The 19654-nt window shown below is 37.1% G+C and carries 20 protein-coding genes; 14 read left to right on the top strand and 6 right to left on the bottom strand.

All coding sequences use genetic code 11. The features are described from left to right. Positions 1–44 precede the first annotated feature (44 nt). From RT261_RS05160 to RT261_RS05170, 3 genes are read left to right on the top strand one after another with little or no spacing between them, the layout of a single operon-like run. Positions 45–1499 (top strand): [Fe-Fe] hydrogenase large subunit C-terminal domain-containing protein, encoded by a 1455-nt coding sequence (locus RT261_RS05160; RefSeq protein ID WP_313130223.1) that lies wholly within the window; start codon positions 45–47, stop codon positions 1497–1499. Positions 1500–1549: 50 nt separating this feature from the next. Beyond that, a complete protein-coding gene (locus RT261_RS05165; RefSeq protein WP_313130225.1) occupies positions 1550–1885 on the top strand; it encodes a hypothetical protein in 336 nt (111 codons plus the stop codon). After that, the gene (locus RT261_RS05170) at positions 1878–2591 is read left to right on the top strand and encodes a PHP domain-containing protein (protein ID WP_313130228.1); all 714 of its coding nucleotides are present in this window, start codon (positions 1878–1880) and stop codon (positions 2589–2591) included. Before RT261_RS05165 ends, RT261_RS05170 begins: the two co-directional genes overlap by 8 nt. Before the next feature lie 145 nt (positions 2592–2736). Here the strand turns inward: RT261_RS05170 and RT261_RS05175 are convergent, their stop codons facing one another. From RT261_RS05175 to RT261_RS05190, 4 genes are all read right to left on the bottom strand, one after another. Next, the gene (locus RT261_RS05175) at positions 2737–4194 is read right to left on the bottom strand and encodes a 4Fe-4S dicluster domain-containing protein (protein WP_313130231.1); all 1458 of its coding nucleotides are present in this window, start codon (positions 4192–4194) and stop codon (positions 2737–2739) included. Between the two features lie 92 nt (positions 4195–4286). Beyond that, entirely contained in the window at positions 4287–5459 is a 1173-nt protein-coding gene (locus tag RT261_RS05180; RefSeq protein ID WP_313130233.1) for a SpoIIE family protein phosphatase, read from the bottom strand. Positions 5460–5754: 295 nt separating this feature from the next. Further along, positions 5755–7494: a [Fe-Fe] hydrogenase large subunit C-terminal domain-containing protein gene (locus RT261_RS05185; protein ID WP_313130236.1), complete on the bottom strand. Its 1740-nt coding sequence runs from the start codon at positions 7492–7494 to the stop codon at positions 5755–5757. After that, entirely contained in the window at positions 7475–7735 is a 261-nt protein-coding gene (locus RT261_RS05190) for a (2Fe-2S) ferredoxin domain-containing protein (RefSeq protein ID WP_313130239.1), read from the bottom strand. Before RT261_RS05190 ends, RT261_RS05185 begins: the two co-directional genes overlap by 20 nt. Positions 7736–8246: 511 nt before the next feature. On the opposite strand from RT261_RS05190, the gene asnS reads away from it, so the two are divergent. After that, on the top strand, positions 8247–9638 hold the full coding sequence (gene asnS, locus RT261_RS05195) for an asparagine--tRNA ligase (RefSeq protein WP_313130241.1): 1392 nt from the start codon (positions 8247–8249) through the stop codon (positions 9636–9638). 142 nt (positions 9639–9780) lie between these two features. Here the strand turns inward: asnS and RT261_RS05200 are convergent, their stop codons facing one another. Further along, positions 9781–10230 (bottom strand): zinc ribbon domain-containing protein, encoded by a 450-nt coding sequence (locus tag RT261_RS05200; RefSeq protein WP_313130244.1) that lies wholly within the window; start codon positions 10228–10230, stop codon positions 9781–9783. A gap of 400 nt (positions 10231–10630) precedes the next feature. Beyond that, positions 10631–11122, bottom strand: a complete 492-nt coding sequence (locus tag RT261_RS05205; protein WP_313130248.1) for a QueT transporter family protein — start codon at positions 11120–11122, stop codon at positions 10631–10633. Between the two features lie 437 nt (positions 11123–11559). Here RT261_RS05205 and RT261_RS05210 point away from each other — a divergent pair, with 437 nt between their 5' ends. The 10 genes from RT261_RS05210 (at position 11560) to RT261_RS05255 (ending at position 19586) form a co-directional block, all read left to right on the top strand. Then, a complete protein-coding gene (locus RT261_RS05210; RefSeq protein WP_313130250.1) occupies positions 11560–11724 on the top strand; it encodes a hypothetical protein in 165 nt (54 codons plus the stop codon). Positions 11725–12073: 349 nt separating this feature from the next. Continuing rightward, a complete protein-coding gene (locus tag RT261_RS05215; RefSeq protein WP_313130252.1) occupies positions 12074–13243 on the top strand; it encodes a helix-turn-helix domain-containing protein in 1170 nt (389 codons plus the stop codon). 219 nt (positions 13244–13462) lie between these two features. After that, complete coding sequence (locus tag RT261_RS05220; RefSeq protein ID WP_313130254.1) at positions 13463–14395, top strand: ABC transporter ATP-binding protein; 933 nt, start codon at positions 13463–13465, stop codon at positions 14393–14395. Between the two features lie 2 nt (positions 14396–14397). After that, positions 14398–15021, top strand: coding sequence for a hypothetical protein (locus RT261_RS05225; RefSeq protein WP_313130257.1), 624 nt, complete (start codon positions 14398–14400; stop codon positions 15019–15021). A 14-nt stretch (positions 15022–15035) separates the two neighbouring features. After that, entirely contained in the window at positions 15036–15407 is a 372-nt protein-coding gene (locus RT261_RS05230) for a GntR family transcriptional regulator (protein WP_313130260.1), read from the top strand. Positions 15408–15425: 18 nt separating this feature from the next. Beyond that, positions 15426–16316, top strand: a complete 891-nt coding sequence (locus RT261_RS05235; protein ID WP_313130264.1) for an ABC transporter ATP-binding protein — start codon at positions 15426–15428, stop codon at positions 16314–16316. Further along, positions 16313–16774 (top strand): hypothetical protein, encoded by a 462-nt coding sequence (locus RT261_RS05240; RefSeq protein WP_313130266.1) that lies wholly within the window; start codon positions 16313–16315, stop codon positions 16772–16774. Before RT261_RS05235 ends, RT261_RS05240 begins: the two co-directional genes overlap by 4 nt. A 167-nt stretch (positions 16775–16941) precedes the next feature. Then, positions 16942–17193 carry a hypothetical protein gene (locus RT261_RS05245; protein ID WP_313130269.1) on the top strand — a complete coding sequence of 84 codons (252 nt, stop codon included), beginning with the start codon at positions 16942–16944 and terminating at the stop codon, positions 17191–17193. A 360-nt stretch (positions 17194–17553) separates the two neighbouring features. Further along, positions 17554–18366 (top strand): helix-turn-helix transcriptional regulator, encoded by an 813-nt coding sequence (locus RT261_RS05250; RefSeq protein ID WP_313130272.1) that lies wholly within the window; start codon positions 17554–17556, stop codon positions 18364–18366. A gap of 191 nt (positions 18367–18557) precedes the next feature. Beyond that, a complete protein-coding gene (locus RT261_RS05255; RefSeq protein WP_313130274.1) occupies positions 18558–19586 on the top strand; it encodes an ABC transporter substrate-binding protein in 1029 nt (342 codons plus the stop codon). The last annotated feature ends 68 nt before the right edge of the window (positions 19587–19654 follow it).

A 19654-nucleotide genomic window follows, 5' to 3' on the forward strand; every position in this document is an offset into this window, starting at 1 on the left:
TGAAATAAAAAATTAAGTAGTGTATAAGTAAGAGGGGAAAAGCCATGGATAAGTTTTTTAATGCGGTTCGATTGGACGAGGAATTATGTAAAGGTTGTATAAACTGTATAAAAAGGTGTCCAACCGGCGCTATTAGAGTAAGAAACGGAAAAGCCGTAATTACTAAGAAGTTCTGCATTGATTGCGGTGAATGCATAAGAATTTGCCCTCACCATGCAAAACTGCCTTTTTATGATCCCATCAGTATCTTGGATCAATTTGAATATACGGTGGCATTACCGGCACCTTCCTTGTATGGCCAATTTAATAACCTGGATGATATTAATATAGTACTTACCGCGCTTAAGCGTATGGGCTTTGATGATGTGTATGAGGTCAGCGGTGCTGCCGAATTGGTGTCTGAAATGTCCAGGAAATATGTGGAGGAGAATGAAGACAAATGGCCCATTATCAGCACGGCCTGTCCTTCCGTGGTAAGACTTATTAGAGTACGTTTTCCAAATCTTATAGATCATTTATTGCCTATACTTGCTCCGGTGGATCTGGCGGCTTCTCTGGCAAGGGAAAAGGCTATGAAAGAAACGGGACTTTCTTCTGAAAAAATAGGTATTATATTTATTTCTCCTTGTCCGGCAAAGGTTAGTGCAGTAAGAACTCCTCTCGGAATTGACAAAAGTGAAGTAGACGGAGTGCTGGCTATAAAAGATGTTTATCCAAGGCTGCTTTCCTTAATGAAAGAGGTAGAAGTCACAGGAGAGATAGAAGAACTCTCTATATCTGGTAAGATTGGAATCAGTTGGGGAGGAACCGGAGGAGAAGCAGGTGGTCTATTGACAGATAACTATCTTGCAGCAGATGGAATCGAGAATGTAATAAGAGTATTGGAGGACTTAGAAGACCAAAAGATTGGCACGCTGGAATTCATAGAACTAAATGCCTGTAACGGTGGTTGTGTGGGCGGTGTTTTAACTGTGGAAAACCCATTTGTAGCAAGGGTAAAATTGAAACGGTTAAGAAAATATCTTCCTGTTGCCCGGAATCATATGAATGATACCAATATCGGAGCTGTGGGCTCTAAGAAAGCCATATCTTCAGAGAACCCAGGTGCAGGTAAAACCATTAAAGAGGAAACCAATAAAGGCATGGCAGATTCAAATGGTATCAACAGAACAGGATTGGACAAAACCAATGTTTACTGGACTCACAAAGTGAAATATGAACCGGTATTTAAATTGGGAATGGATATGAAAGAAAGTATAGCCATGATTTCTAAAGTAGAGGAATTATGTAAAGTGTTCCCGGGACTTGATTGTGGTTCTTGTGGAGCACCCACTTGTAAAGCACTGGCAGAAGATGTTGTAAGAGGCGTTGCCAGTGAAAAAGACTGCATACACATTCTGCGTCAGTATATTCATAAGATATCGGATGAAATCTCAATGTTGGATAAACAAAACAAAGCGATTACGTATTCCAATAAAGAGGATGCAGAAAAGGAATAGGCTGAAGGAATTTCATTCTTTCAGCTTGTGAAAGGAGCATGGTTATTAAGATGACAGTACAAGAATTAATAGATAAGGAAGTATTTAAAGTAATTCAAGTTGGTGGTAATTTAGAACAATGTATATCCGAACCATTTTGCTGTGATCTGCTGAGTATTGCGATGAGTAAAGCACCTGCTGACAGTGCATGGGTAACAGTTATGGGAAATATTAATACATTAGCAGTGGCAAAATTAGCAGATGTAGCTTGCATTATATTAGCTGAGGGGGCAGAACTGGACCAGAACGGGCGGGAAAAGGCAAAGACACAAAAGATTACGGTACTTAGCACAGATAAACCCATCTTTGAAGCTGCTTTAACCGTGTATCAATTACTCCATGATTAAGCTGGCTTATGACTTCCATCTGCATTCCTGCTTATCTCCTTGTGGCGATAATGACATGACCCCCGCTAACATTATTGCCATGGCTGCACTAAAGAACTTAGATGTGGTGGCTTTGACAGACCATAATTCCAGCAAGAACTGTCCGGCTTTTCTTGCCATGGCAAAGCAGTATGGTATAATAGCAATTCCGGGAATGGAATTATGTACTCAGGAAGAAGTGCATGTGCTCTGCTTATTCTCCAGACTGGAGGATGCCATGAACTTTGACGGTTATGTTTATGAACATCTGATTCCCGTTCCCAATAATCAGTCCATATTCGGGAGTCAGCAAATCTATGATGAAGAAGATCAGGTAGTTGGTGAAGAGCCTTATCTTTTAATTAATGCTACTGATATATCTTTTGAAAAGGTATATGATTTAGTAAAAGATTATAATGGAATTATGATTCCCGCACATATTGACCGGATGGCCAACAGTTTATTGTATAATCTGGGATTTATCCCTCCGGAATCTAAATTCTCCTGTGTGGAATTATATGATAAGGATAAGATAGAATTTCTAAGAAAAGAAAATCCATACCTTGATAATTGCAACGTCATTACCAATTCAGACGCTCACTATTTAGGACATATTAACGAAGGAGTAAACTTCATCCATAGTGAAAGCAGGGATATAAAAGATATATTAAGGGCACTGGAAGGATAATAATTACGCTTTATTAATGGGGATAATATTTAATGCTAGGAAAATAATTTAAAAACGATAACCTGTGCCTTAAGACAAAGGTTATCGTTTAACTTACTGCTTAATTAACAGACCATAATAGATTAATGTATTGCTTTAATTAATTTTAGTGTTTGTGCATAGAGAATTCATATTCCTCATACTCTCTCAGGTTTTCATGAATATCGCGGTTATCTGCCTGTGCAAATAATTTTTCGCGGTTTACATTAGCGGCTCTGCCGGTTAAAATACTTCCCGGTCCGTTGGAACATCCTCCTTCACATGCCATCCCTTCCATGAAATCTTCCGGAAGTTTTCCGGCTCTCAATAGCATTAAAGCTTTCTTGCATTCTGTGGCACCATTACATACTTTAACAGTAATGCCGGTATTTCCATTGGATTCCTTCAGAGATTGTACAACAGAGGCAGTAACTCCGCCAGATATACAGAATTTCTTTCCGTATATACTTCCTTGCTGTATATTTCCGTTAAAGGATTTTGGCTCAATTTCTTTTGCTCTGAACATAGCTACCAGTTCATCTAAGGTTAAGGCATAGTCCGCCGCATTTAAGGATATGGAATCAAGCACTTCTTCCTTTTTGGCAATACATGGCCCGATAAATACACAGATTGCTTCCGGATCCATGGCCTTAATTAACTTTGCTGTTGCAGCCATTGGAGATAGAGTGGTTGATATACTATCTGTTAAGGTGGGAAAATGTCTGCGAATCATTTTAACAAAGGCCGGACAGCAGGAAGTTGTTTTCTTCTTGCCTTCATTATAGGCATCGGACCATTCTTCTGCTTCTGTAGAAGCGGTGTAGTCGGCTCCTAAGGCAACTTCATACATTTCAGTAAAACCTAATTCTCTAATGGCAGCTGCCATACTTCCTACAGATACATGGCTTCCGAACTGACCTTCCCAGGCGGGAGCTAACATGGCATAAACATGTTTATCCTTTTGCCCCAGCAGGTTAATGACATCAACTATAAAGGAACGGTCAGAAATAGCACCAAATGGACAATTTACAATACAAGCTCCGCAGTTAATACATTTTTCTTCATCAATTACTACAATGTTATTCTCATCCATAGTAATGGCATCTACAGGACAGCTTCTCTTGCAAGGACGCATAAGGTCCGCAATTGCATTATATGGACAGGCTTGAGAACATTTGCCGCATTCTTTACAAAGACTCGGGTCTATGTAGGCTCTATCTTTTGACATGGATACTGCCCCGAAGTTACATGCGCCCTGACATTTTTTACTCATGCATTTCTGACAGTTATCTGTTACTACAAATCTTGCAATTGGACAGCCTTCACAGGCAGAAGGAATTACTTGCACAATATTTTTCTTGTTGGATCCGGCAGATGGAGATTTTCCTTCCGCTAAACGTACTCTCTGTCTGATTATTTCTCTTTCTTTATAAATACAACAACGAAAATTCGCTTGTGGGCCTGGTATCATATCATATGGAAGTGATTCTTTTTTTTCTGCTAATTCATCATGAAAAGCAAGCTTTGCAACTTCATATAATACTTCGTGTTTTATGGTACCAATGTTTGAATTTTCTCCTAACATAAAATATCTCCTTATCTTGTACAGTGGGGCAGGAAGTCAGATTACTTATTAACCTATAATAAAAGGATACATATTAATAAATATATTTTAAATTAATAGAACTTTATATGTACTTCTTTACCCATTTTTAATGCTGCTTCTTTAATTTGTTCTACTAAGTTCATCCGTATACTTAGATTGAAAGGAAGTCCCGGATTCTGATGTGCTTCATTCACGGCTTTTCCTACAAACAAGTTTAAAATAGAACAATCCTCTATGATCTGTTTTGCAATCATAGAGCCTCCATTTTCTTTATCTAATTCATCGAAAAATACCTCATTGATTTCACCTTCTACATAATACTTCATTAATGCCAAAGCTCTGGATAAGGTAAGAACGCCTTCTGTAACTAATTCTATACCCTCCATTTTTGCAACGGGGGGAAGGGAGGGGTCAGTATATGTTAATGAGGTTTTGATTTTTCTATTTAGAATTCTGGCTGCTATATTAGCGCTGGTACCTCCGCAAATAATTCTCTTTGCAGGAGCTTCCATAAAATCGTGGACTAATCGGGCGTCATCTTTTTTATTAGCCGGAGGACCGGTAAATAAATTGATTACCTTTGTTTCTATGACTCTTGCCACAGCCACAGTTGTGTCATCTCCGGGTATATCATTGTACAAATCTTGACAGGCTTTTATCAGCGTGGTTGCAAGTCTGGAGGCAGACAAGGTTGATTTCACGGTTTTCAGGGCATATTCAGCCATATTATCCCATGTCCATCCGAAGTTTAATACCTGCCCCACACCGGCATGGATAACACCATCGCTTAATAGGATAAAGCAGTCATTCAATTGCACTTTAAAACGATATTCCCGGACTGTTTTATGGGCAATGGTTCTTTCAGTGTATGGTATCTTTAATAGTTTCCCATCTCTGATAAATACACAGCTGGGGTTGTCGAACTCTACCAGGTATCCTTCTCCACCGTGGAAGATTTGTAATATACTAAAAGTGGAATAAGCAATTTGTCTCTCTTGACAGACGGGTAATGTTTTTACTATGGTTTCTACACATTCATCAATGGAAGCGCCATTTAGAAACATGGTACCTAATATTTTGGATGTCAATGTAGCCAGTATATTTGCTTTTACGCCGCTGCCCATTCCATCAGAAAGAATCAATATATGGGAATCAGCCGTTTCTAATAATTCAACTTTATCACCGCATAATTCTTCATGATGCTTATTTAGACTTTTATAAGAAGTGTCAATACTTACATTCATGATTTATACCTTTTTGCATATGGCAAGCTGCTTATATACACCTTTCGACTTTATTTCAGTTTTCAACGGTTGCATTATATCATATTTTATGCAGTAAGACAAAACTAATTTAGAATTTATATATAATATAAATGAATCTTTTTTCATGACGAAATTTACTCCTTTAAATATGGAAATAATCTTTCATAAGTGGGTCAATTAAAAAAGTAAACTCCACATCACTTGCCACAGGGTAGTGGAATTTACTTTTTTAATTGACCAGTAGAAATAAATTATCCGCATATAATAAATCTGATTAACGTTTCTTTGAAAGTTCTTCCATACCGTCATTTAAGATGGTATCTCTAAGTTTGGTTAGGGTAACTTTGGTTTCTGCCGTAGTTTCTCCTAATAAGCCAGCAATTTGCTGAGCAACCAGCATTTGTTTATTAATAACCTTCTGAGCCATTTCGATGGTATCCATTTTTACCTTAAAAGTCTGCTGTTTTTGTTCTTCTTCCTTAGTAATATCCTGTAAGATACCAAGAACAGCATTTTGTTCACTAACATAAACAATGGTTTGAAGAGTGGTAATACCAAGTTCCGGATATTCCAGCTTCTTACCAATAATAGGCTCGTGGGTAGTAAGTACCTTTTCAAAATCCGTATGATCAATTAATTCATAAAGATATTTTTCAACGGCTTTTGCTCTGGACATATGAAAATAACTTTCTGCTGTGCCGCTAAATTCAATAATTTTCATATCGGAATCTACTAATATAATAATATTTGGCGTGGTTTCCAAAACAATATTGGCCATAGACTGGGCTTTCTCATGCATATAGGGAATACACATAGTCAGTTCTGCTTTTCCCTGATGTACGGCTATGGCTTTTTCACGACAGCTGGAATAACCGCAGGCACCGCAATTTAATTCATCTTCTGGTTTTATCTTGCCTATTTTTTGCAAGATTTGAGTGATCTCTTCCTCAGTAGGCATAGGGTCGTTATGAGAATGGTCGGAAAAGGGTTTAAAGAAAGAGATGTCGCGTCCCCTTTCAAAGAACTTTTTGTTATCTATGGGAAGCTTTGGAATAGTTTCTTCCATATCCAGCTTTACTTTAAACCGTGACAGGCTTTCTTTATTCAGGGCAGAACCCTTAATGCAGCCTCCGGTACATATATTTGCTTCAATAAAACTACCGCTTATTTCCCCTTTTTCCATGCTGTCTAGCAATTCCATACAGTTTTTAATTCCGTGAACATAAAATTTACGGTATTTGCTTGGGACTGCGGAAGCAACAACAGAAGAAATAATACCACTGCTAACAGGATATAATCGATTTACCATAGGATCCGGATTCTCGGGAGGAGTATCTTCCAAATCTGAAATATCAATCTGCTCTTCCTTTAACCATTGTTCCAATTCAATAAAATTAAGAACTGCATCAATATATCCTAAGGTTCTTGGGTCACCTTCGGCTTCTCGTTTCTTTGCAATACAGGGGCCTAAGAATACGATTTTTACATCTTTCCCATATTTCTTACGAAGAATTTTACCATGAGCAATCATAGGTGATACAACAGGTGCCATATATTTAGTAAGGGTAGGATAATAAAATTCAATTAAATCATTTACACTAGGACAACAGGTAGTTATTATATTATCCATAGTACCGGCTGCCAACAATTTCTCATACTCTTTTGTTACAAATGCAGCACCATCTGCGGTTTCAAATATCTTCCAGAAGCCCAGCTTTAATAGTGCAGTAATTACCTGCCCGGGAGTTTTGTATTTTAACACACCAAGGTAAGAGGGAGCGATGGAGATAATCGTTGGTATATTATCTCTTAGGTACCCTTTTACTTTATTTAAGTCACTGTTAAAGGTTTTGGCATTTTGGGGACAGGCTTCCAGACATAGACCGCATAGAATACATTTATCATCCATAATTTGTGCTTGAGAATCGGTAACGGTAATAGCTTTTACTTCACAGGTTCTGACGCATTTATAGCAGTTCTTGCACTTTGCTTCTTTAAAGCTGATTACATTCATCGCTTAGCCTCCTAAGGACTTCCTCCTTAAAAAATTGTTCCGCATTCTTTGGTTCTAAAGAAAATACATCTTCGTTAATTTTAACACAAACACCTTTCAGGCAATTTTCCATACAAAAAGAACCGTTTAACTCTATCTTATCCTTTAAATTATGTAGTGAAATAAGGTTCTCAAGTGTTTTTACAATCTCTCTTGATCCCTTTAAATGACAGGAGCTGCCAATACATACTGTAATTATCATATAGAAATCCTCCCAGAACATTGTTATTTGATTAACAAATTATGATTTTATTTTATCATGTTCTGATAGTAGTGTCAAAGATATTAGGGATAAAAATATGGTAAATAATAAGGCTGCAAAAAATGCTTTCAATCTATTCTTATTTTATTCTCTGTAAGATTGATAAGGCTGAATTAAGAAAATCAGGTAATTCAAATTCCCTGGCGTTTTTATTTTAAGCTTAGAGTAAAAAAATGATTTTTAAAGTTGTTAATATTGTAAAATCTTGAATAGAAAACATAGTTGGTATTATAATGAATAGTAATAAAAGGAGCCAGATTAACGAAAGAATATTCAGAACTTTTAGTTGTAATCAGAAAATCATATGATATAATAATAAAAAAGGAATGAGGAATTTTGTAACTACGCTTGCAAATTCCAAGTGGAGCGCGAAGTTCAAGAAAAAGCTTTACGTTCATGATATAATAAGAAAAGAAATTACAGGAAATATCAAGACAAAGGAGTCAAACACATGGATCTAATCACAATTCGAGAACTGTATAGAAATAAAGAGCAGTATATTGGAAAAAAGATAACTGTTGGAGGATGGGTTAGAAGTAATAGAGATTCTAAGACTTTCGGCTTTATCGTATTAAATGATGGAACATTTTTTGAAACATTACAGATTGTATATGGTGACAAGTTATCCAACTTCGCTGAGATTGCAAAAATAAATGTTGGTTCTGCTCTTATTATTGAAGGAGAGTTAGTTGCAACACCGGAAGCAAAACAACCCTTTGAAATTCAGGCAACAGATATTCAGGTTGAGGGAAATTCCCCATCAGAATATCCATTACAGAAGAAAAGACATAGCTTAGAGTATTTAAGAAGTATTTCTCATCTAAGACCTAGAACAAACACGTTCCAGGCGGTATTTCGTGTCCGTTCTTTGATTGCTTATGCCATTCATAAGTTTTTCCAGGAAAGAGACTTCGTATATGTACACACTCCAATTATTACAGGAAGTGATGCGGAGGGAGCGGGAGAGATGTTCCAGGTTACTACTATGGACCTTAACAATGTTCCTCTGACGGAAGACGGGAAAGTGGATTATAAAGAAGATTTCTTTGAAAAACCAACCAACTTAACAGTAAGCGGCCAGCTAAATGGTGAAACATATGCCATGGCTTTCCGTAGCATCTACACTTTTGGACCTACTTTCCGTGCGGAAAATTCTAATACCACCCGTCATGCAGCTGAATTCTGGATGATTGAGCCGGAGATTGCATTTGCTGATTTAAAGGATGACATGGTTCTAGCGGAAAACATGATTAAATATATTATTCGTTATGTTATAGAGAATGCACCGGAAGAAATGAATTTCTTTAATTCTTTTATTGATAAAGGCTTATTAGAAAGACTGGAGCATGTAGCAAGTTCTGATTTTGGACATGTTACTTATACAGAGGCCATTGATATATTAGTGAAGAATAATGATAAATTCGATTATAAAGTAAGCTGGGGCTGTGATTTACAAACAGAACATGAAAGATATTTAACAGAGGAAGTATTTAAGAAACCAGTGTTTGTAACGGATTATCCAAAGGAAATCAAAGCTTTCTATATGAAATTAAATGAAGATAATAAGACGGTAGCTGCTATGGACTTATTAGTTCCGGGAATCGGTGAAATTATCGGCGGAAGCCAAAGAGAAGATGATTATGATAAACTGGTTCAGAGAATGGAAGAGCTTAAATTAGATAAAGAAGATTATGACTTCTATCTTGATTTAAGAAAGTACGGCAGTACCAGACATGCAGGCTTTGGACTTGGTTTCGAGCGCTGCGTTATGTATTTAACCGGTATGGGTAATATCAGAGATGTAATACCATTCCCACGTACGGTTAATAACTGTGAGCTGTAGTAGATGAATAGAATTTTGTAAAATAGATAAGTAGTAAATAAAAAAGTAGGCAAGTTACTTAGTTCACTTGCCTGCTTTTTGTATATTGTTATATTACATTCTTAAGTCGATAACTTTGGTGAAGTTAGAATAATTAAATAAGTTATAAGGATTCTCCGCAGCTCTTACAAAACTTAGCATCCTCATCATTAAGAGCACCGCAGCTTCTGCATTTTACTTTAATGATTTCTTTTCCTTCTGTCGGTTTAGTTATATTGTTCACAGCATCAATGTTGCCAATTACATCATTTAACATTTGACCTTTTGCCTCATTAAAGGGTTTTAAATCCTCTCTGGCTTTATCTGGATCCAGAATCACACCGGAACCGGCAGCGCCTCTCGCTCCAATAGATGAGACGATACCTCCAATAATCATAAGGACAAAACCGAATATAGCGCTGGAAAAAGAAGGTTCTGTACTTGTCGGAGAAAAGGGATCATTAGTAAAGCTTGCAACTTGAAAAAACACAGAGATAAATAGTATAAAGCCTAATACAATTAACCCCATTCCAATATAATAAGTTACTTTACGTTCATTAGATAACTTTGCCATAATAAACCTCGATTCTGGCGCCTTTGCGCCTTTTAATCACAGGCTGAAAATTCCTTGCTTTCCACCTGAAAGATATAAAGCCATTTGCGGCTTTTAAGTATTAAATGAATAGTTGGAAAAATTTATATTTATAAAAAGAGTTTAACATTTCTTTCAAATGATATCAAGTAAGATAAAAGCAGTAAATATTAAGATTATATTAAGATAAAAAAGGCCGCCATAGTTATGGAAGCCCTAATATAAATCGACCTTATTTCATTTATTATAAAATATATTATAGTTTTTACTGTCACAAAGAATGAATTCCCATTCTAATAGCACATCTTAGAAATGTCTTTAGAAATGAGATTAATTCAAAAGAGATTCACGAAATTATTTTGGGACAGATTTTATTATGGTTCTATCTTCTATTATAATGAAAGATAATATGTTTATATTTATCTAAAGCAAACAATAAAATCATGCCTAATATACCGCAGGCAATAATTTCGCCGATTCCTACAGTGAGCATTAAAAATGGGGTTGCTTCAGGTGCGCCATAAGCGTAACGCAAAACCCATGGTATAATTAACGCATTGGCAATAATGGGAGGAAGGGGAACTAAGAACTTATGCCTTCTTAACAAATAGGAACCAATTGTGCCAAGTAAGGTCGCAAGAGTACCAAAAATAACATCTAAAATATCTGCACTAACCAAAAGGTTAGATAACAGACAGCCAATGGTAACTCCCGGAATGGCAGCAGGTGTAAAGAAAGGAAGTATGGTTAATGCTTCTGCAATTCTTGCCTGAATGGCAGAAAAGCTAATTGGTGCAAATGCAAAAACCAATACAACATAAATAGCTGCAATAATAGCCGCTTCTGTCATAAACAAAATTTTCTTGTTTCTCATATGAAATTCTCCTTTAGTTTTGTTTTACGTGTGGAAGGTCTCGAACACACGAAGTGATAAGTTAGAAACCCTGTATTTGTGAGGGTTTCAGCAATGTATACTATACAACATTGGGAAGGAAAATGCAACCTATACAACAATTTTATTTTCAAAACCGCCTATATAGTGAAAAAATTATATATAAATTTTTTATTCCACTTTGATACATAAATGGTTACTCATGCAGATATAGAATTTTAGTATGAGTTAATATTAGTTATTACGAAAAGAGAACTTAGCAGTGTATACGTTAATAGATATGTCATAGACTGTTAAGTTTATTTATAAATTTATTATTTTAAAGAATATATAAAAATTTTTACTCTATCAGAAAAAGTTTGTTAAGAAAAATATGTGTGATATACTATAATATAGAAATGGATTGGAGGTGTACTGTTATGATATCGGCTCAAAAGGATATTAATAAATCAAATCCAAATGAAATAAAATTGGAATTGTATGCCTTGCTTGGAGAAGGATACAAAGCCATGAAAGAAGGACGAGAAATTAGTATCGAGTTTTTAAAAGGTAGAATCAACCAAAGGAGAAAAGAGCATGAGTAAAGTTATGTTTACTCAGCCGGCAGAATAGGGGGAGGACTAGGAAAAGTCCTTTTTCTGACTTAACTCGATATTTTATTGATAAAACCAGATAAAAAGAGAGAAAAGTCAAATTCTTAAAAAAGACTTCATCCATGGGAAGGATAAAGGCTGATAAAACTAGATAAAAGAACACTTCTAAATGTTTTATTTTATGTGTGGAAAGTCTCGAACACACGGTTTATAATAATAATGAGAACACCGGATTATATAAAAAAATCATTGCATTAGAATACACCTTATGCAATGATTTTTTCCCGAATTCCTGATATATTTGTAACGAGGAGGTGAGGTTATAGACTGGCAGAAATGTATGAACCAAGCACTTGATTATATTGAAGATAATCTATCGAGTGATATTGATTATTATGTAGTAGCAAAGATAGTACATTGCTCGGAGTGTGAATTCCGCCGAATTTTTTCTATCTTAGCTCAAATTCCATTGTCTGAGTATATTCGTCGCAGGCGATTAACTTTGGCGGCAGGAGATATTAAAAATGGTGAAAAAATAATTGATGTAGCAATACGTTATGGGTATGATTCTCAAGCTGCATTTTCAAGAGCATTCAGTCGATTTCACGGTGTAGCGCCATCTTTGGTACGAGATAAGGGGGAAGAGCTAAAAACATTTCCACGCCTGACCTTCAAATTAATATTAATGGAGGAAAACATTATGAAAAAGAATCCTAATCACAGAACCAATATTATAGGTGCTGGCGAAGTTGGATATGCCATTTCGGTTGATATGGACAAGGACAACATTCATAAAACGAACAGTTCTTTTTGGAATACAAAAGGAAATGAGGTTATAGGTACAACTGCACTGCCTATGTATGGGGCATTTGTTTCAGAGGAAAAATGTCATCTTTTTGGTGATGTATCAGGTAAAAAGCTGTTGGAAATAGGATGCGGAACAGGGCATTCTCTAAAATATCATGGGGACCGAAAAGCTTCTGAACTATGGGGGATAGATATTTCCGAAAAACAAATAGAAAAGGCAAAGGAATATTTATCATTGTATGGTTTTTCAGCAAAATTGATCTGCTCACCGATGGAAGAAGACTGTGGAATACCTGTAGATTATTTTGACTATGTTTATTCGGTTTACGGTGTAGGCTGGGCTACCAATCTTGAAAGTACCTTTTGCAGGATTTCTTCTTACCTGAAAAAAGACGGTGTATTTATTTTCAGTTGGTCTCATCCAATACATAAATGCGTTGCTATCGAAAATGATGCACTTTTCTTTAAAAAAAGTTATTTTGATGAATCCTGGTATTCCGTAGCTCTTGATGGAGGCGCAATATCTTTATCGGATCGCAAGCTATCAACTTATATCAATGCATTAACAAAAGCAGGATTTGCCATTGAGGAAATGATTGAAGAATCTGACGATGAGATTATTCAATTACATAAGGAAAGTGACTTTGCTAAAAAAGCCAAAATGCTACCTGTGACATTTGTAATCAAAGCAAGGAAATTATAGTGTTACGTTAATTAAAATTTGTTTTTCATTTAGTTATATACTTTGCATAAGAAATGGTTATCCTAAACTTTCTCAGGGTTTGCAGGATAATCATTTTTTGTTGTTCTGACCCAATTGAGAAATAATAGATGAAATGAAAGCAAAGACTTGTGACACCCAAATAAAATATTTCTCTTGACAACACTGTACATATACTGTATATATTAATATGTACAGTATATGTACAGTGTTATATTATATGATTTTGAATGGGGAATAGGTATGGAACATGGCATCAGTATTGAGCATATGACAAAAACGCTCGGAGAGTTTAAATTGGAGGACATTCATTTTTCTATGAAGCAGGGCTATGTATTGGGACTGATTGGAAGAAATGGAGCTGGCAAATCAACACTTTTGAATACTATCATGGGAATTTGGACACCGGAGCAGGGAAGAATACATATTGGGGACTATGACAGAATAAGTGATGTAGTCAAGGCTAAGGATGAAATTGCATTTGTAACGGACGAATGTATCCTTCCGGTCAGTATGTCTCCCTATAGTATAGGGAAACTATTTCGAAGAGCTTATGCAGGATTTCATTATAATCATTATAAAAAGCTTTGCAGACGCTTCGGGCTTCCGATGCATAAATCCATTTTCAGGATGTCTAAGGGTATGGTAATAAAACTACAGATTGCCTTAGCCTTTAGCCGGGAGGCGAAACTATATATATTTGATGAGCCTTCTGCAGGTCTGGATCCGGTCTTTCGGAAAGAGTTTATTGATATTATCTTTGATTTGATCCAGGACGGAACGAAAACTGTCATATTTTCCACTCATTTGACTGATGAACTGGATCGGATCGCAGATTATATCCTGTTTTTGGAGAAGGGAAAGCAGCTGTTTTTTGAGGAGAAGGAGGAACTCATAAACCATTATCGGGTGCTACGTGGTTCGAAGGAAAGACTGGAGGAATATGAAGAACAGATTATTGGCAAACGGATTACTGAAACATGTTGTGAAGCACTAATAAAAATTGATATGGCAAAAGATCCTGTGGGAGCTAAAGCAAATGAAAGTCCTGAGAATACCGACGGACAGCTACAGGTAGTAACACCAACCATTGAAGATATTATGTATTATTTTTTAAAAGGGACGGTGATATAAGAATGTTTCGATTTGCATTAAGAATGATGATAGTTGATTTACACGAGGCTTTTAAAGGGTTTTGGATATATGTCTATCTTGGCATTCTAAGCTTAGTTATAGGTCTTCCCTTTTATGACAGCAATCCCTTTACTCAATTATATGTATCCTTTGCCACATTATCCGTTCTGACACCGCAGTTGCCCAAAATCCTATATGTACTACCCTTGGAAAACAAGGTGATACGGAGATACATCCATTTGCGCAGTATCATAACGGCATTTCTTCTATCGTCAATTGGAGGTATCTTTACGTTGATTTCATTCAAATATCCTGTGCCACATTTGGAGCAAGGTTGGCTGTGGCTAACCTTTTATGTCCAAGTCTGTCTGCTGCTTGGTATGATAATTACAAAAGCAGGAAAGAAAATTTCTATCCTGCTGTATTCTTTGATGGGCATATTATTATTAGGAAATTTTATTAATATTTGTTTTTTGTCGAACTTTAAGATACAGTTACTAATTAGTATCGGATTTATATTTGCATCCGAAATGCTTCTCTTCTTTGCGCTTAAAACTTATAAACTTGGTAATTATACCGAACCGCGTTATGGATATCTTAATTTATTTAAGCGAAATACAAGATAAGGAGGTTGGATCGTATGAATATTATGATTTCCAATACAAGTAATCTGGCCATATACGAACAGATTGTGGAACAGATCAAGGATGCAATCATCAAGCAGGAGATAAAGCCTGACGAACCTCTTCCGTCGATTAGAAGTCTTGCCAGAGACCTGCAGATCAGCGTCATTACCACCAGCCGGTCTTATGAAGAGCTGGAAGCAGAAGGCCTCATCTATGCCCTGCCTGGGAAAGGCTTCTATGTAAAACCGTATAAGAGGGAGCTTATTAAAGAAAAAAAACTGCAGTTACTGGAGGGGCAGATGTCGGAATTAATTCGTCAATGTAAAAGTGCTAATCTTTCAAAGGAAGATATGATTACCATGATCCATCTTCTTTATGATAATTAATAGAAGGGGGAGCTTATTATGAAGTTACAAAAACATCCGGTTTTGGAGGTCTGCGGCCTCACCAAGAAGTGGAATAACTTTACTCTGGAGGACATTAACCTTTCCCTTCCGGAGGGCTATATCATGGGTCTAATCGGGAAAAACGGTGCGGGTAAGACAACTCTGATTAACTGTATTATGAACGGCATCCGTAAGAGCAGCGGAAGGATATGGATTAACGAAAGGGATTACCGCAGCTTAGCAGCGAAGGAGGAGATAGGATTCATTCTGGATCCGGGACCTTTTTTTGATCATAAATCCCTTCTGGATAATGGCCGGCTTTTCGGAAGGTTTTACCCCGCATGGAGGGAAGATATTTTTATAAGATATCTTAGAACCTTTGAACTAATTAGTGATGCCTGCTATAAGGATCTTAGTAAGGGAATGAAGACAAAATTCCAGCTGGCCTTTGCTTTAAGTCATAAACCAAAACTGCTGATCATGGATGAGCCGACGGGTGGTATGGATCCAATATTTCGACGAGATTTTTACGCCCTGCTTCAAGATCTTATCAACGAAACCAATGCAGCTGTCCTTATCTCTACCCATATCACAGGGGATCTGGACAGAATTGCTGATTTTATTACAATGTTGGATGATGGGAAACTTGTCTTTACCATGACAAAGGAGGAATTGATTGATCGATACCCCATCATAAGAGGCAGTAAGGAAGACCTGCCTCTAATCCGCGAAGGTAGACCGCTGCGGACCCGTAAAACTGACACTGGGTTTGAAACAATGTTAGAGGATATTTCCTTCTTAGATAAGCATTATGAACTTAAGGAAAGAGTGTTACTTTCCCGTGCAAACCTGGAGGAAATTATGTATTTTTTTTCAGAACCATTGCTTTATGAAGGAGGAGTTCTATGAATCGGAATACATCCATGCAGTATGAATTTGATAAAGAAATCTTCCACGATAAAGATGATATCGTACTCATCGGCATTTTCCTGCCGAATATCATATATTTTATCGCCATGTTTTTTGGCTGCATCATGCCCATTGGGGCTACTATTGGCTTAGCAGCCGGTATATCGGTTTGGATTACTATTCTGGATCTTTCCAGATGTGTATTTATAAAGCAGTCCTACGGCTGGAAAAGTGTTGCTGCACTCCTTAAGTTCTATCCGACAGAAAGGAGTGCAATACGGATAAGCATATATTTTATTATCCTTCGCAGTATGTTACTGGAGTTGATCATAACTGCGATTCCCATGATTATGTGTTTCTATTTTTTTGATATCTTTAAATTTATGGCGGCCTTAATCACCATTGTTGTCACTATGACCGTAATAAGCATATTAGGAATAGAAATATCCATTAGGTAGGAAGGGAACCGAATCCTTACAATAAAGCTGTAGAGTCCATTTACAAAGACGCCTGATTGATATTAGCAAAGGTCTTGATAAAGCGCAGGCAGAGAAGTTATTCCATAAATTTCAAAGAACTCTATGCAAGTTATGCATGAAAAGTAGAAATTATTACCACACAACCTGTGGACGCTTCTGAACTTTTAGAGGGCTGGAGTTTCATACGAAAGTGGCAGCTTGGTTTTGGGTTCGAAGGCCTGCCACTTAACGCTCAGGTTTGGATGCCCGAGGGATCCTGTGTTGCAGGCGGTTTGTATACCGACAGGGCGATACGAGGGGCTGCACGGGGATATTGTGAGCATGGAATGGATCATGGACATATACATAAGCAAGAACGGGCAGGTTTTGTATGCGGACGATCTAAGTGTGGAAAATGAATAAGTCGCAGATTATAACAATAGTATGTTCTTGCTGATGTTGTAGATAAATTCGGCATGTATTGGTGGATAGCGTTTAAGTAATCAATACTACATAAAATAAGTAGGGAAAGATCCGAAGAAACACTCTTACTTTTCTGCTTTTTTATATACAATGGATACAGTATCTGTGATTGCTTTTTAATAATCAAGTGTACTTAACAGACAAACGGATTATGATAATTAATAATGCCTTTGCCGGTTCTTCTACTTACAATACTTAAATTCTTGTATATTGTGCAGCTACGTGATAAGATACAGTGGTTAGCTTAAGCTAACCACTGTATCTTAAATTTTGTAAAACAAGGGAGAGTTAATCTTATGGAAATCGAATTGAATCGTCTGATTGCACATTATGCATCCCTTTTCTTCAAAGTACAGGGCGTATATCGCTATACCATCGTGCCGGGTACTTCTGGTAAGGGAAGAACATCGCCTTATCCAGGTATTATATTTCCCATGAATGGTCAAGCGCAGTATCATTTTAACGGAGTTTCTTATTATGCTAAGCCGAGCAACGTTATTTTAGGGGGAGCGAATATGGCTCTCGATACACGAGTGGTGGGAAATACAAAATGGGAATATATTTTGGTTTTATATCAGGTTTTTTATCCAGAAGAGGGAGATGTTTGTCTGTCAAAATTACATACAGAATTAACCGTTGGCCATAGCACTCGCTTAACAGAGTTGCTGTATCGCCTCTGGAATATATCAGATCTTCCGGGTGGTCTTCCTGCTTTTCAGAAAGAAATGCTGTTTCGTTGTATTTTAGACGAGGTTTTTGTATGTGCCCGTAATCACTCGGAAAAAGGAGATGGGATGTTGTTTGAAAAGGTATCATCTTATATCCAAGAGCATTACATGGAATCCCTTTCCATCCATGACTTGGCACTGCAGAATGGTATTAATGACAACCAGCTTTACTACATATTTCTAAAAAATGCAGGCATGGGTGCAGGGCAATATCTAGCCACTTATCGATTGAATCGAGCCAGGGAAATGCTGATAACAGGGAATTCTTCGGTGAAGGAGATAGCGATTAATGTTGGGTATCCCGATCCATTATATTTTAGTCGGTCATTTCGCAAACGATTCGGATGTTCTCCTAGTGATTTTAGAAAAAATCAGGAATAATCCATATAGAATTCGGGGTTTTTCTATTCCATTAAGAATAAAGTTTTGTTAGACTAGCCTTTGATATAGGGTTAGTCTAAGCTAACCAATCTTATTAAAGGAAGCGGTTGAAGGGACAACGCCTTCAATCTTATAAGTTTTGTGCTCATAGGGTTTGTGCAAAGCTTTATACGCGCTAAATGTGCGCGAGAATGGAGGAAAACATGAAAAAATGGATTGGTATATTCATTTCATTAGTACTTATGGCAGGAACGTTAATCTCCTGTAGCAAATCACCTACGGACAACAGTCAAATCACCCCTGTGGATAATAAGGAAGTCACATCGCAGGATAACACTACGAATACACCGACACCAATTGAGGAACAGCAAGAGGATAGCGAAGAGGCTTGGCCACGTACCATAATCGATGCTACTGGCAATGAAATTGTGCTGGAAACAAAACCAGAACGTATCGCTCTGCTACATGTAGTTTATCTGGAGCATTTTCTAGCGCTAGGCGCACCACCAGCAGCGGCAGCCCTTGGTAATGCACAGGGGAATGTAGAAGCGCTGGAGTCCTCCGAATTATTGTGGCCTTATCTAAAGGATGAGGATATTATCATGCTTGGTAATTCTCATAATCTTAGCTTAGAGGCAGTTTTGGCCGCACAGCCAGATGTGATTGTAACATTCTATAATCCGGCAGGATTGGAACAGTATGAACAATTACTTGAAATCGCTCCTGTGATTCAGATAAACTACAGTAACACTTGGCAAAGTCAACTGATGCTCTGCGCTCAGGTGATGGGACTGGAAGACAAGGCAGAGGAAGTGATTAAAAATATTGAGCAATTAATTACTGAAACGAAAGAAACGCTGGAGCCTTATACCGATCGAACATTAGCATTGTTCCGAACCGATGGAAAAAGCTTTATTTCCCAGGGGATGGCAAAATATTACGAAGTCTTTGGTTTAACAAAGCCCAACGGATTTACGGATGCAGCTGATACGCTTTCCCTTGAGACTGTGGCTGAAATGAATCCGTACTATATCGTTTTCCAGCACAATTTTGAAGTTGCGACAGCATTTGTGAAAAGTATGGAGAATAACTCTTTATGGAAATCACTTGATGCTGTGAAAAATAACAGGGTATATTACTTTGACGAGAATATGAATAGTTATGGACCTCTTTCCTTGGTGCTTGGAGCAGAGAAAATAACAGATATTTATACCAAGTAGGTAATTTATATATGGCGGGTGGTGGCAGAGTCATTTGATGCCTACGCCTGCCTTTTTCCTAATTAAGT

The organism is Anaerocolumna sp. (assembly GCF_032079385.1).
Taxonomy (GTDB): domain Bacteria; phylum Bacillota; class Clostridia; order Lachnospirales; family Lachnospiraceae; genus Anaerocolumna.

Bases quoted from the DNA above. Each gene is read 5' to 3' on its own strand.
- RT261_RS05160 (WP_313130223.1), top strand. From the start codon at position 45: ATGGATAAGTTTTTTAATGCGGTTCGATTGGACGAGGAATTATGTAAA.
- RT261_RS05165 (WP_313130225.1), top strand. From the start codon at position 1,550: ATGACAGTACAAGAATTAATAGATAAGGAAGTATTTAAAGTAATTCAA.
- RT261_RS05170 (WP_313130228.1), top strand. From the start codon at position 1,878: ATGATTAAGCTGGCTTATGACTTCCATCTGCATTCCTGCTTATCTCCT.
- RT261_RS05175 (WP_313130231.1), bottom strand. From the start codon at position 4,194: ATGTTAGGAGAAAATTCAAACATTGGTACCATAAAACACGAAGTATTA.
- RT261_RS05180 (WP_313130233.1), bottom strand. From the start codon at position 5,459: ATGAATGTAAGTATTGACACTTCTTATAAAAGTCTAAATAAGCATCAT.
- RT261_RS05185 (WP_313130236.1), bottom strand. From the start codon at position 7,494: ATGAATGTAATCAGCTTTAAAGAAGCAAAGTGCAAGAACTGCTATAAA.
- RT261_RS05190 (WP_313130239.1), bottom strand. From the start codon at position 7,735: ATGATAATTACAGTATGTATTGGCAGCTCCTGTCATTTAAAGGGATCA.
- asnS (WP_313130241.1), top strand. From the start codon at position 8,247: ATGGATCTAATCACAATTCGAGAACTGTATAGAAATAAAGAGCAGTAT.
- RT261_RS05200 (WP_313130244.1), bottom strand. From the start codon at position 10,230: ATGGCAAAGTTATCTAATGAACGTAAAGTAACTTATTATATTGGAATG.
- RT261_RS05205 (WP_313130248.1), bottom strand. From the start codon at position 11,122: ATGAGAAACAAGAAAATTTTGTTTATGACAGAAGCGGCTATTATTGCA.
- RT261_RS05210 (WP_313130250.1), top strand. From the start codon at position 11,560: ATGATATCGGCTCAAAAGGATATTAATAAATCAAATCCAAATGAAATA.
- RT261_RS05215 (WP_313130252.1), top strand. From the start codon at position 12,074: ATGAACCAAGCACTTGATTATATTGAAGATAATCTATCGAGTGATATT.
- RT261_RS05220 (WP_313130254.1), top strand. From the start codon at position 13,463: ATGTACAGTGTTATATTATATGATTTTGAATGGGGAATAGGTATGGAA.
- RT261_RS05225 (WP_313130257.1), top strand. From the start codon at position 14,398: ATGTTTCGATTTGCATTAAGAATGATGATAGTTGATTTACACGAGGCT.
- RT261_RS05230 (WP_313130260.1), top strand. From the start codon at position 15,036: ATGAATATTATGATTTCCAATACAAGTAATCTGGCCATATACGAACAG.
- RT261_RS05235 (WP_313130264.1), top strand. From the start codon at position 15,426: ATGAAGTTACAAAAACATCCGGTTTTGGAGGTCTGCGGCCTCACCAAG.
- RT261_RS05240 (WP_313130266.1), top strand. From the start codon at position 16,313: ATGAATCGGAATACATCCATGCAGTATGAATTTGATAAAGAAATCTTC.
- RT261_RS05250 (WP_313130272.1), top strand. From the start codon at position 17,554: ATGGAAATCGAATTGAATCGTCTGATTGCACATTATGCATCCCTTTTC.
- RT261_RS05255 (WP_313130274.1), top strand. From the start codon at position 18,558: ATGGAGGAAAACATGAAAAAATGGATTGGTATATTCATTTCATTAGTA.